The sequence below is a fragment of the Streptomyces sp. NPDC087845 genome (assembly GCF_044742755.1).
Classification (GTDB): domain Bacteria; phylum Actinomycetota; class Actinomycetes; order Streptomycetales; family Streptomycetaceae; genus Streptomyces.
Map to the genome: position 1 here is coordinate 482,047 of NZ_JBIUVC010000005.1, position 12,256 is coordinate 494,302.

General features: G+C 71.6%; 11 protein-coding genes. 4 read left to right on the forward strand and 7 right to left on the reverse strand.

The features are described 5' to 3' along the window. Window positions 1-58 precede the first annotated feature (58 nt). The gene (locus ACIOMQ_RS16645; protein ID WP_401269937.1) at window positions 59-1,234 is read right to left on the reverse strand and encodes a DUF5685 family protein; all 1,176 of its coding nucleotides are present in this window, start codon (window positions 1,232-1,234) and stop codon (window positions 59-61) included. A 368-nt stretch (window positions 1,235-1,602) separates the two neighbouring features. On the opposite strand from ACIOMQ_RS16645, the gene ACIOMQ_RS16650 reads away from it, so the two are divergent. Next, window positions 1,603-2,046 carry a cell division protein SepF gene (locus ACIOMQ_RS16650; protein ID WP_362206345.1) on the forward strand — a complete coding sequence of 148 codons (444 nt, stop codon included), beginning with the start codon at window positions 1,603-1,605 and terminating at the stop codon, window positions 2,044-2,046. 22 nt (window positions 2,047-2,068) lie between these two features. On the opposite strand, the gene ACIOMQ_RS16655 is transcribed toward ACIOMQ_RS16650, so the two are convergent. Together ACIOMQ_RS16655 and ACIOMQ_RS16660 are read right to left on the reverse strand one after the other, a co-directional pair. Continuing rightward, window positions 2,069-3,283 carry an acyl-CoA dehydrogenase family protein gene (locus ACIOMQ_RS16655; protein WP_401269935.1) on the reverse strand — a complete coding sequence of 405 codons (1,215 nt, stop codon included), beginning with the start codon at window positions 3,281-3,283 and terminating at the stop codon, window positions 2,069-2,071. A gap of 73 nt (window positions 3,284-3,356) precedes the next feature. After that, the gene (locus ACIOMQ_RS16660; RefSeq protein WP_362206347.1) at window positions 3,357-5,063 is read right to left on the reverse strand and encodes an MFS transporter; all 1,707 of its coding nucleotides are present in this window, start codon (window positions 5,061-5,063) and stop codon (window positions 3,357-3,359) included. Window positions 5,064-5,607: 544 nt separating this feature from the next. Between ACIOMQ_RS16660 and ACIOMQ_RS16665 the strand changes: the two genes are divergently transcribed. After that, window positions 5,608-6,639: a phosphatase PAP2 family protein gene (locus ACIOMQ_RS16665; protein WP_401938973.1), complete on the forward strand. Its 1,032-nt coding sequence runs from the start codon at window positions 5,608-5,610 to the stop codon at window positions 6,637-6,639. Window positions 6,640-6,751: 112 nt separating this feature from the next. On the opposite strand, the gene ACIOMQ_RS16670 is transcribed toward ACIOMQ_RS16665, so the two are convergent. The 4 genes from ACIOMQ_RS16670 to ACIOMQ_RS16685 form a co-directional block, all read right to left on the reverse strand. Then, window positions 6,752-6,967, reverse strand: coding sequence for an I78 family peptidase inhibitor (locus tag ACIOMQ_RS16670; RefSeq protein WP_362210464.1), 216 nt, complete (start codon window positions 6,965-6,967; stop codon window positions 6,752-6,754). A 458-nt stretch (window positions 6,968-7,425) separates the two neighbouring features. Beyond that, window positions 7,426-8,385, reverse strand: a complete 960-nt coding sequence (locus tag ACIOMQ_RS16675; RefSeq protein ID WP_362210462.1) for a YafY family protein — start codon at window positions 8,383-8,385, stop codon at window positions 7,426-7,428. 57 nt (window positions 8,386-8,442) lie between these two features. Further along, a complete protein-coding gene (locus ACIOMQ_RS16680) occupies window positions 8,443-9,312 on the reverse strand; it encodes a transferase (RefSeq protein WP_402189266.1) in 870 nt (289 codons plus the stop codon). Further along, a complete protein-coding gene (locus tag ACIOMQ_RS16685; protein ID WP_362210456.1) occupies window positions 9,309-10,592 on the reverse strand; it encodes a glycosyltransferase in 1,284 nt (427 codons plus the stop codon). Before ACIOMQ_RS16685 ends, ACIOMQ_RS16680 begins: the two co-directional genes overlap by 4 nt. Window positions 10,593-10,949: 357 nt before the next feature. Here ACIOMQ_RS16685 and ACIOMQ_RS16690 point away from each other — a divergent pair, with 357 nt between their 5' ends. Further along, on the forward strand, window positions 10,950-11,723 hold the full coding sequence (locus tag ACIOMQ_RS16690; protein WP_362210453.1) for a hypothetical protein: 774 nt from the start codon (window positions 10,950-10,952) through the stop codon (window positions 11,721-11,723). A gap of 137 nt (window positions 11,724-11,860) precedes the next feature. Continuing rightward, a complete protein-coding gene (locus tag ACIOMQ_RS16695; RefSeq protein WP_362210450.1) occupies window positions 11,861-12,217 on the forward strand; it encodes a hypothetical protein in 357 nt (118 codons plus the stop codon). The last annotated feature ends 39 nt before the right edge of the window (window positions 12,218-12,256 follow it).

Sequence of the window (12,256 nt, forward strand, 5' to 3'; positions counted from 1 at the left end):
GCCCGGTCCGGACCCGGTCCGCGAAGTCCTGCCCGGCCCGCGCCGCCGCGGACCCGGCTCAGCAGTCGCACCCGCAGTCGCAGCAGTCACACGAACCGCAGCAGTCCCCGCAGTTGCTGCAACAGTCACAGGCGTCGCAGCAGTCCCCGCAGTCGCACTGCTGGCACAGTCCTTCGCGGCGCTGGTGGCTCCACGGGTCGTTGAAGGTGCCGCAGCACATCTGGCAGGTGCAGGCCAGCCCCGCCCACACCAGGCAGCCCGCGATCAGCCCGCGCCGGTCGCGCGGCGGCTCGGGCGGGGGCTGCGGCGGGCCGACCGGGCCGCCGGGGGTCGGGGCGTACGGGTTGCCGGGCGGCGGCCCGAAGGACCCGGTCTGCCGCGCGCCCGACGGCGGAACGGTTCCGTCCAGGACCGGGCCGCCCGCCGGGTGCGAGCACGCCGTGGTGCCGAACGCCCGGTCCACCGACTGCCGCAGTTCGTGCGCCAGCAGCACATGGGCCAGCTTGCCGTCGGTGAATTCCGCGTCGCGCAGCGCCAGCCGTACGCCGCGCAGCGCGTCGTCGCACAGCCGCCGGGCCTCGGCCCGCGAGGTGCCGGTCGCGGTGAGCGGGTTCCAGGCACCCGACGCGGCGTCGGCTTCCTGGTCCTCCACGGCGTCCAGCAGATGTGCCAGACGCCCGAAGAGCCGGCCCGCCTCGGCCAGCGGAGCCGCGTTCTGCGGCTTGCCCGCGAGGATCGCGGTGTGGGCGAAGGCGGCCGCGGTGGCGGTCTCGGTGGGCTCGGTGACCGTGAGCAGCGGGGTGCCGGGCCCGGCGAGCAGCTCGATGCCGGTCTGCCGGTCGACGGCGTCGACGAGCAGCGCCGTGTCGAAGCCGAGCTGTGCGCCGGTGCGCGCGCCCGCCCGGTCCCACCCCGCGGCGACCCGGCGCGCGGCGGCGGCGACCGGGCGGCGCTTCAACAGGCCGTCCCCGTCGGCGACGTGGTCCCGCACCTTCGCCGATGCCAGGACCAGGGAGACGGCGGCGGCCAGCCTGGCGCCCTCGCCGCGGGCGACCGGCGCGGTCCGCATGGCGCGCAGCGGGCAGGGCCCCGCGGTGCGTCGCCGGCCGGTGGTGCGCTCGGACTGAGCCTCCGTCAGGACCGAGACGATCAGGCCGTCATAGTTCGTGACGATCCGGGCGAACTGCCCGTGATCCGAGCGAAGTGCGAGGCAGAGCCCGCAGAGATGGGCCATCCATTCGGTTCTGAGTCCCTCGGACAACCGGTGCGTACAGGGCCTCACGATTCCGAACACGACGATCCCCCGAGAGTCGTTCACCTGTGCGCCGAGCTCGTGCGCGCGCACGACGTGCATCGTATCGAGCGCCCCGTTCACCCGTACGTCCCCCATGTCACCCGTACGGACCGGTGCAACATATTTTATTTCTTTCAGCCCGCTGATGTGGGACGAACCTTGACGAACCGCCACATCTTCTGCACCAGTACCGTCACGAATCCCCTGCGCGCCGACTATCCACTTGGCGCACGATCCGCATCATGGACGACCATAGGGACACGAAAGAGATGCGGAACGCCACGGAACCGCGGTGAGAGGAGGCGTCCATGGGATCGGTGCGCAAGGCGAGTGCCTGGCTGGGCCTCGTAGAGGACAACGACGAGCGGTACTACGACGACGACGAGTACGCCGAGGGCGCGCAGACCGGGACCGGTCAGGGCTGGGTGACGGACCCCCGGGTGCAGGTGGCCTCCGAGACGGCCGAGGAGACGGGCCGCCGGATCGCCACCGTCACCCCGGACAGCTTCCGGGACGCGCGGGCCATCGGGGAGCTCTTCCGGGACGGCGTCCCGGTGATCGTCAACCTCACGACCATGGACCCCACCGACGCCAAGCGCGTCGTGGACTTCGCCGCCGGACTGACCTTCGGCCTGCGCGGCTCGATCGAACGCGTGGCCACCCGGGTCTTCCTGCTGACCCCGGCCCACACCCAGGTCGTCAACGGCGAAGCCGTCGGCCGGCCGGCCGACGGCTTCTTCAACCAGAGCTGAGCAGGGCGCTCGCCGGACCGGTCTACCGGAACGCGTCGAGACCGGTGAGCGCCTTGCCCAGCACCAGCTGGTGCATCTCCACGGTCCCCTCGTAGGTGAGCACCGACTCCAGATTCGTCGCGTGGCGCATCACCGGGTACTCCAGGGAGATCCCGTTGGCGCCGAGGATCGTGCGCGAGGTACGGCAGATGTCGATCGCCTCCCGCACATTGTTGAGCTTTCCGAAACTGACCTGCTCCGGACGGAGCCTGCCCGCGTCCATCCGCCGGCCCAGATGGTGGGCCAGCAGGATGCCCTTGTGCAGTTCCACGGCCATGTCCGCGAGCTTGGCCTGGGTGAGCTGGAAGCCACCGATCGGCCTGCCGAACTGCTCCCGGGTCCTCGCGTAGTCGAGGGCCGCCTCGAAGCTGGCGCGCGCCGCGCCCATCGCTCCCCAGACGATGCCGTAGCGGGCGTGGCCGAGACAGCTGAGCGGGCCGCGCAGCCCGGTGACCCCGGGGAGCACGGCGTCGGCCGGCAGCCGTACCTCGTCGAGGACCAGCTCACTGGTGACCGAGGCGCGCAGCGACCACTTGTGCTTGATCTCGGGTGCCGAGAAGCCCGGGGAGTCGGCCGGCACGACGAAGCCGCGGATTCCGCCGCCCGCGCCGCCGCCCTCGTCGGTCTGCGCCCAGACGACGGCGACCCCGGCGACCGAGCCGTTGGTGATCCACATCTTGCGGCCGGTGAGCACCCAGTCGTCGCCGTCGCGCTTGGCGTACGTCCGCATCCCGGCCGGGTCGGAGCCGTGGTCCGGCTCGGTGAGGCCGAAGCAGCCGATGATCTCGCCGGCCGCCATGCCCGGCAGCCACCGCTGTCGCTGCTCCTCGGAGCCGAAGCGATGGATGGCGTACATGGCGAGCGATCCCTGTACGGAGACCAGGGAGCGGATCCCCGAGTCCGCCGCTTCGAGTTCCAGGCAGGCCAGCCCGTACTGAACGGCGGTGGCGCCCGCGCAGCCGTATCCCTGGAGGGACATGCCGAGGGCGCCGAGCGAACCGAGCTCGCGGGCCAGCTCGCGGATGCCGGGCAGCTCACCGTTCTCGTACCACTCGGCGATGTCCGGCAGGACCCGGTCGGCGGCCCAGTCGCGGACGGTGCCGCGGATGGCGAGGTCCTCGGCGCTGAGCAGGTCGTCGATGCCGATCGGGTCGGCGGGGTCGAAGGGCGGGAGCTTCGAGGGCTCGGTGGTGGACAAGAGGGTGCCTCCGGCGGCTCGCACGATGCTAAAACTAGCAGTGTTAGTCATGGCGTCGTTCCGACGTTACGGCTCAGTGTCCCGCCCGTCCAGAGCCGGTCGCCTCGGCGGGCCGCCGACGCCGGGCGGGTATCGCGAGCGGCCGCTGCGTACGGCCCTCGACGGGCGCCCCGGACGGACCCTGGAGTTCCGGCACCCCGTCCGCCCCGTCCTCGCGCGATTCACGGAGAGCCGGCGACGGGCACTCCATCACCCGCGGCAGCCGCAGCGCGGCGAGCGCCCCGAGCAGCAGCAGGGCCGCGCTGACCAGCAGCGTGACATGCAGCCCGGTGATGAAGGAATGGCGGGCGGTGGAACGCAGCGCCTCGCCCAGCGGGCCGCCCAGCCGGTCCGCCACCTGGTAGGCCTCCCCCAGCGAGTGGGCGGCGGCCGCGCCGTCCGCGGCGGGGACGCCCTCTTCGGGAAGTTTCGCGAGTCCGGGGGTGTAGGCGGCGTTCATGACACTGCCGAGCAGCGCGATCCCCATGCCCGCGCCCAGCTGGTACGAGGTCTCGCCTATCGCCGCCGCACCGCCCGCCCGGTCGGCGGGGGCGTCGCTGAGCATGGATTCGTAGGCCCCGAAGAGCGTGGACTGGAGTCCGAGGCCGAGTGCGACGAAGGCCGCCGTCAGCAGACCGGGCCGGTCGTGCTGCCCCATCGCGGTCAGGATCAGCACCGAGGCGGCCGTGAGCACGAAGCCCCAGCCGACCATCCGGCGCGGCCCGAGGCGGCGCAGTGTGTACGAGCCGGTGGCGCCCGCAGCCATGGCCGCGAAGGTGAGCGGCAGCAGCCGCAGCCCGGTCTCCAGCGGGCTCAGGCCGAGGACGAGCTGGAGGTACTGCACGGCTATCAGTTCCAGCCCGACCAGGGCCAGCATCGCGAGGATGATGCAGCCCACCGCGGTGGAGAAGGCGGGCCTGGCGAACATCCCGATGTCGATCAGCGGATGCGTACGGCGCTTCTGGCGGCGCACGAAGGCGATGAGCAGTACGGCGCCGATCAGCAGTGGGCCCAGCGTGGCCGGACTCAGCAGCCCCTCACCGGTGCCCGCCCGCTTCACCCCGAGGACGACACCGAGCACTCCGGCCGCGGCCATCAGCGCACCGAGCACGTCCCACGGGCCGTCGCCACCGCCGCGCGACTCGGGCAGCAGCAGACGGCCGACCGGCAGGACCAGGGCCATCAGCGGGACATTGATCAGAAAGACCGAGCCCCACCAGAAGTGCTCGACGAGAAAGCCGCCTATGACGGGTCCGGTGGCGGCGCCCACGGCGGCGACCGCGGTCCAGACGCCGATCGCCACGGCCCGTTCGCGCCGGTCGGGGAAGACCTGGCGGAGGATCGACAGCGTCGCGGGCATGATCATCGCGCCGCCGACGCCGAGCAGGGCACGCGCCGCTATCAGTACGCCGGGACTGCCGGCCAGCGCGGCAACCGCGGAGGCGACACCGAAGAGGGCATAGCCGAGCAGCAGGATGCGGCGCCGGCCGACCCGGTCACCCAGCGTGCCGAAGAGGATCAGCAGCGAGGCGCAGACCAGCGGATAGGCGTCCACGATCCAGAGCAGGCCGACGGCGCTGGGCCGCAGGTCCTCGGTGACGGCGGGGACGGCGACATGGAGCACGGTCGCATCGAGCGCGACGAGCAGCAGACTGAGGCAGAGGACGACGAGGACGACCCATCGATTGGCACCGTCGGCGGCTGAGCGCAGCCGGAATCGGGCTGTGGTCGTCCCGGACATGCATGTACCTCCCAAAAGGTCCCTCGCGCTCGGCAGGCCAGCCGGGAACACAGCGGTCCGCTGTCCCTCGGGGCCCGGCATCGACGGGCGAGTGATCCGTCAGCGTACGCGAGTTCGGAACACTCACACGTGGTCCACCTCATACCTCGACGACCCGTGGAGTGTGGCGTACGCCACGCCGAGCCGCCGCTCCGGGCCCCTCGGACCTGCGCGGACGACCCCCGCACCCGGCACAGAAGGTACTCGGCGCCACTCCGCGCGCAGGCGCCGGGCCCGCACGGAAAGCGTTCGGTGACCGGACGGATACCGTCCGTTTCCCCCGCCCGAGGGCCGCACAAAATTCATACCGGCACCTTCTGCGCTTTTCTGCCCGCACCCAAACACCCTTCCGAAATGAGTGCGAAATAAAAAGCACGGAGACTCACCGGCGCACTTCTTCGGATCGGAATTCATGGGCCGGCTGAGACGTACTCCACATCACATCGTCATCACAAAGAGACCGGATCGACCTGCTCGTGCACTCACTCGCTGTAACGTCGATTGGGTGCGTACCGACATCTTTGCCCGCCTGGACCGGGAGCCGGAGCCGCCGAAGATAGAGCCGCCGCGGATGAGCCGTCACCGCATCGCTCTCTTCTGCGGGACGTTGGCGTTCTATCTCGCCATCGTCGTTGCCGTGCTGGTCTCTTCCTGGCTGGTGACCCTGGACTGGAAGGTCATGCTCTTCCGGCCGTATCAGCAATGGCCGGAATTCCATGCCTTCCTCGACTACTACATCGTGCTCGGTCAGCGTGGCCCCACGGCCACCCTGGTCGCCTGCTGGCTCGGCTGGCGCTCCTGGCGGCAGCACACGCTGCGGCCGCTGCTGACGCTCGGCGCCTCGCTGCTGCTGCTCAACGCGACGGTCGGCGCGGTCAAGATCGGCCTCGGGCGGCTCGGCCCGCACTACGCGACCCAGATCGGCTCGGCGGAGCTCTTCGCCGGCGGCGATATATTTCCCTCGGGTCACACCGCCAACGCGGTGGTGACCTGGGGAATCCTCGCCTATTTGGCCACCACCCCGAGGGCCAGGCGCTACTTGTCGGCCGCCTCGGCGATCGTCTCGCTCGGCGTCGGGCTCACCACCGTCTACCTCGGCACCCACTGGCTCAGCGATGTCCTGCTCGGCTGGGCGGCGGGACTGCTGATCCTGCTGGGTCTGCCCTGGGTCGAGCCGCTGATCACCCGGGCCGAAGCCTGGATCTTCGCCCAGCGCGAGGCCCTGCGCGGGCGCGGCCGTCCCGTTCCCTCCGTGCCCGTCGCGGCCGGAGGCCCCCGGCCCGTGGTGCTCCCGCAGCCGGCCGGCGGCAACGCGGTGGAGAGCCCGGCGCTGGAGCCGGTGGCCGCCGGAGGACACACGGCGGCCACCGCAAGCACGGTCACCGGCGCCCGCCCGCGGGCGCACCCGCCCGCCCCGACGCATCTGGTGCGTTCGGAGCGGACCCCCGTCACGCCGACCGGCAGCCGCCGCCCGCCGCACGCGGACCGCACGCCGCGTGGTGGCACGGCCCCGGCCCGCCCGATGTCCGGCGGCTGAACGCCCCGGAAGCCACGGGACCGGTACGCACAACCGCTGCCCCGGACATGAGTGAAGGCCCCGACTCCGGTCGGGGCCTTCACTCATGTCCGGGGCCGGGCCGCAGGAATCCTCAGCCCACCCAGCAGCGGATGACGACGGCCTCGTCGACCTCGAAGTTGATCCGCCCGGCCCGGAACTCCATGGTGATGATCGCGCCCGGCGGCAGGGATCTGACGGTCGTCCAGCCCTGCCTGCGGGCCCGCTGCTCGGCTGCGTCGGCGGCGAGGCCGACGTACGCACCGGGTGTGTCGTCGGGCTGGGCGGGAGGGCTCGGTAGAGGTGCCATGCCTCCCACCGTAGGCGGCCGCGGACCGCGGCGGAAGCCGGGGCGCCGACCGCCGCACGGCATCCCGGCGTCCCCTGCCGGTCACACTTGTGTCACAGGATCACGACACTCGTTCCGCTCGAATCACGCCTCCTGGAGAGGGGGTCCCGGACCCGACACACAGTAATCACACAGTCCCTGAAACGATCATGTGGAAGGCCTGAAAACAAAACAGAATACCCATTGCCGGGCCACTGGGATTTCCGCACCGAATAACCCGCGTAAATGAGCATGCCGCCGAGAATTCACGCTTCCTTATGGCAGCCTTATCTTCTGGTCACAAAATCCGCATCACGGACCGGGGAGACCCCCCGCTCCCCCGCACCGCCGCCCGTATAACGGACAACCCGAACCGTCCGTGACGCGTCCGCGAACCGCCCCACCGGCCCGCCGTATCGGAACGGCGGCGGTGGCAGTGCTCAGCCCAGGGCCCGGGACAGCCGGTTCCTGGCCGCCCTGATCGCGTCCTTGAGCTCCGGCGGTTCGACGACCTCGAAGTCGATCCCCAGCATCACGACGTGGATGACCAGCACGTCGAGGCTCGGGGCCCCGGTGCGCAGCAGGCAGCTGTCGGCGCCCTCCGCCTCCAGCACCCCGGAGGACGGCGAGATCCGTTCGGCCGCGCGCTCGATCCCGGTCTTCAGCCGGATCACCGCACGGCTCGCGTACACGGTGGTGGAGATCCCCTTCGAGACATAGGCGGCCAGATCCTCGGCCGGTGCGTCGCGGGGGACGAATCGGGGGCCGTGCGGTGGCGTGGGGGTGATCCGGTCCGCGCGGAAGGTACGCCAGTCCGCCCGGTCCAGGTCCCAGGCGACGAGGTACCAGCGGCGCTCGGTGCACACCAGCCGGTGCGGCTCGACGGTCCGGCGCGACACGGAGCCGGAGTGGTCCCGGTACGCGAAGCGCAGCCGTTCGCTGTCCCGGCAGGCACCGGCCAGTGCGGTGAGCACACCCGGATCGGCGGTGGACGCGACGGGTCCGCGGAGCAGCGGGACGGTGAAGGCGTTCAGCGCGCTCACCCGGCGCCGGAGCCGGTCCGGCAGCACCTGTTCGAGCTTGGCCAGGGCGCGTACGGAGGCCTCGCCGATGCCCTCGACGCCGTTGCCCGCCGCGGTGCGCAGCCCCACGGCGACGGCGACGGCCTCCTCGTCGTCGAGGAGCAGCGGCGGCAGCCGGGCCCCGGCGCCGAGCTGGTATCCGCCGCCGGTGCCGGGGCTGGCGTTGACCGGGTAGCCCAGTTCGCGCAGCTTGTCGACGTCACGCCGGACGGTCCGCGGGGTGACTCCGAGCCGGTCGGCGAGATCGGCGCCCGACCAGTCCCGGTGCGCCTGGAGCAGTGAGAGCAGACGGAGCAGCCGTGCCGAGGTCTCCAACATGGGGCGAGTCTGCCAGGAGTTGCGGACAGCATCTGTCCGCGATCGGCCGCCGCCGGGCTACCGTGCCCGGGCCGGTTCGATCCGTACGCAGAGGTCGTTGTCGCCCGAGTAGCAGGGGGTGGCCCGAGCCCCCTCTCCGGCACCGCGGCCCGGGTAGACGAAGCTGTTCCTGCGGTCCCAGACATCGTCCAGGATGCGGGAGATCCGTACGCCGTCCGCGGACTTCCCGCCCGTCCCCTTCCCGCCCGCCGTCCCGGGCACCAGCCAGAGCGTCCACAGCTGCTTGCCCGTGACCGGCCCGGTGGCCAGCCGGTCCAGGGGCAGCGTGAAGGAGAACGCGCCCTCCGTCCCGGTGGCCGGCACGGAGCACGTCCGGTCGGGGGCGCCGGCCAGTCGCGCCTCGACGCGGGCGCCGTCGCCGAGGGCGGTCCCGTACAGCGCGCCCTCCACGGTCATTCCGTCCCGGTCGAAGGTGACCGGCCCGGCCTCGGCGTGCGGCGCGCGGATCCAGCAGCGCACGGCGAGCCGGCCGTCCGCGGTCGGGTACGGAATGCGCACCGCGATCCGTCCGGTGTCCGGCGTGCGGTCCATGAGCAGCCGCACGTCCCTGATCCCGGCCTCGACGGCCACCGCTCCGTCGTCGGCCGCGTCCGGCTCACGCACCTGGACGTCCCAGCGCCCCTCGGCGGGCTCCACGGTGCTCGGCAGCACCGCGCGCAGCCGTCCGCCGCGCAGGCTCGTGGGCAGCCGTACGGTCGTGCCGTCGCCGTCGCCGTCGCCGCCGCGCAGCCGGAGCAGCAGTTCGGGCGCCTCCCCGTCGCGGTACCGATCGAGGCCGGGGCCGAGATCGAGGTCGAAGACGATCCCGCCGTCGGCACCCACCGTGCAGTCGGCTCGCGGTGTCGGTCGCTCTGTGGAGACGGTCATGCGGGCTTCCCCTTGCGGATGGCATCGGCGGCCTTGTAGCGCAGGGCGTACGCCCCGTCCAGCACCCTGCCGCGGGTGCGGTGCAGCGTGGTGCGCAGAGCGCCGTGCGCGCGGTCGCGCGGTGCCCGGGTGGCGAGTTCGGTGAAGAGCCGCTCGTGGCGTTCGGCGATCCGCGACGGGTCGAACCGCTGCGCCGCGGCCAGTGCGGCGCGTCCCGCGCGGTGCCGTGCCTCGTCGTCGTCGATCAGGCCGAGCAGGGCGCCCGTCACCGCCGCCGCGTCGCCCACCGGCACCAGGCGTCCGTCGGCGCCGTCCTCGATGATCTCGCGGGGCCCGTGCGGGCAGTCGGTGGCGACGACGGGCAGTCCGCAGCGCATCGCCTCGACGATGGTCATGCCGAAGGACTCGCGGTCCGAGGTGACCGCGGCGATCGCCCCCTTGGGCCACTCGGCTTCCAGCGGGTTGACCGACCCCATCAGGAACACATGGTTGTGCAGGCCGAGTTCACCGATGAGCGCGAGCAGCGCCTGGCGCTCGTTCCCGGTCGCGTCGCCGCCGCCGTAGATGCGCAGCCGCCAGTCCGGACGGACGGCGACGACGTCGGCGAACGCCCGGACGAGGAGGTCGTACCGCTTGACCCTGTGCAGCCGGCCCGCGGCGATCACCCACTTGCTGGTGCCGTCGGCGGGCGCGATGCCCGGCGCGGGCACGCTGTTGGGAATGGACTCGATCCGCACGCCGGGCAGCTTGAACCCCTTCCGGTAGGCACGTGCGTCGGCCTCGGTGACGGTGGTGATCGCGTCGAGCAGGGCGTAGCGGTGCCCGATCTCGCGGCGCAACCGGTAGCTGTGGCTGTCGAGGGTGAGGTGCTCCTGCCCGACCAGGACCGGACCGCGCCGGGTCTGCCTGCTGATCTGCACATTGAGTCCGGGCCGGGTTCCGACCACCACATCCGCGTCGAGGGAGCGCAGATGATCCGCCACCCGTGCGTCGGTCAGCCTGCTGTACTGCCGGTGCCTGCTGTCGCCGCGCGGGAACACGGTTGCGGGGAGGGTGTGTTCGGCGGCGTCGCCGTCGTACGTCGGACTCTTCTTCCGCAGGTCGACGAGGTGTTTCAGGCGCACGCCCGCGGGGGCGCCGAGCGCGGGGACGTCCCGGTGCCGGAAGACCGACACGATCTCGATGTCGTGGTGCTCGGCCAGCGCTCCGGCGAGATTGAACGTGGTACGGATCGTGCCCCCGACTCCGTAGGCGTTGTGGAGCAGGAACGAAATGTGCATGAAACGCCATATCTCCCGGGTTGACTGATCAGCGACATACGCCGCTTGCCAAGACGGCAAAGGCTGACTCGCGGTTCACTCCGGATACGAGCCGGTTTCAGCCACTCTCATGGTCACCCGATCTCCCGATTTATCAATGTATCGGTGAACCCATCCATGGTCGAGTCGACCACACCACCGCGTGATCAATCGGGATGAATAGGTGGCAAACGACCTCTCGGGTCCCGAGATTCACCCTCTGCGTCGGATGGTTCGATTACGTTCCCTTTCTCGCGTGACCCCGGCCACGGATCGCCCGTTGTCTTCTTCATGAGCCGGGAACCGCCCGGCGCACGCACCGAGTTCGAGGAGCCAACCGTGCCGCGCATGCTCGACGTCAGCGAGGACGTACGCGCCGAGATCGGCGATGCCGAAGCCGACCGGCTGCTCGTCGGCGACAACACCCCAGGCAGCTACGACTGCACCTCCTGCCGCACCCCCGGCGACTCCGAACAGGAGCGCACCAGCACGGTGCTCTTCGTCGGTGACGAGACCGCCGTCCTCGCCTTCGCGCACGCGACCTGCATCCCCTCGCAGGTCGTCCGGGTCGCCGAGGAGCAGTTGCAGGGCGCGGTACGCAGCATCACCGGCGGCGACGCGGAGGGCCTCAGCACCGAGCAGGCCGTCCTCGGGGTCACCAGCGGCCTCGTCCTGATCGACGACGAGCTCCACCCGGCCCTCGTCGTCGAGCCGACCGGCGCGATCGCCCGACCGGGCACGGACGGCAGCCGGGGCGATGAATTCCTCCAGCTGCTGCTGGAGCAGGGCTTCCAGCCGGTCCACCGGATGGAAGCGATGCCCGCGGTGCTGCACGGCTGGTCGATCCTGCTCGCGATGGGCCAGCTGCATGCCGTGCTCCAGCCGGGCACCCACGGCAGCGCCCCGGTCGCCTGGTGGCAGGCGCATGCCCCGCTCCAGGTCACCGAGGGCTGGCGGTCCGCCGCCAACAAGTCGCAGACGGTGCTCGTCTTCGCCACCCCGGCGGGGGTGATCGGGCAGCAGCCCCGCGAGGACCTGCTGCGCGACGCTCTGGACAAGGCCGCCGCCGGCGGCCTCCTGGTCGCCGCCGCGATGCCGCTGGCCGGGACCTGATCGTGGCCGTACGTTCTTCGCACCTGCGGCGAACAGCTATTTCTCCGCCGGGCCCGCATCCGACGGCCGGTGGGGTCGTTGGCACATACGTGCACTCATACGACTCCTCCCACCAGCGCCAGAGCCCGATCCCTGCCATGCGCCCCGCGCAGGACCCCTCGGGCGGTCAGTCCCACACCCCGATCTACGACGCGCTGTACTCCGAGTACCGCCGGTCGTTCCGGGCGCTTCCGGGTGATCGTAGCGGCGAGGAGAATCTCGGCTTCGTGGCCTTCGGCAGTGGGTTCTTCGGCAGCCGCGTTCCGCTGAGCGGCCACTCCGGTCACTCCGCCGCCCTCTCGGTCGGTCTCTCCGTACACGGCGGGGCCTCGGGGCACGGCAGCGGCCCGAGCGCGCACACCAGCGCTCTCGGTTCCTGGCAGCGGGTGGGGCGGCACTCCGGGCGGCCCCAGCCCGCGGCTCTGCCCCCGGGATCGGGATCGCGCGGGGCCTGACCCATGACGGAGCCCCGGACCGTTTCGGCTACGAAACGG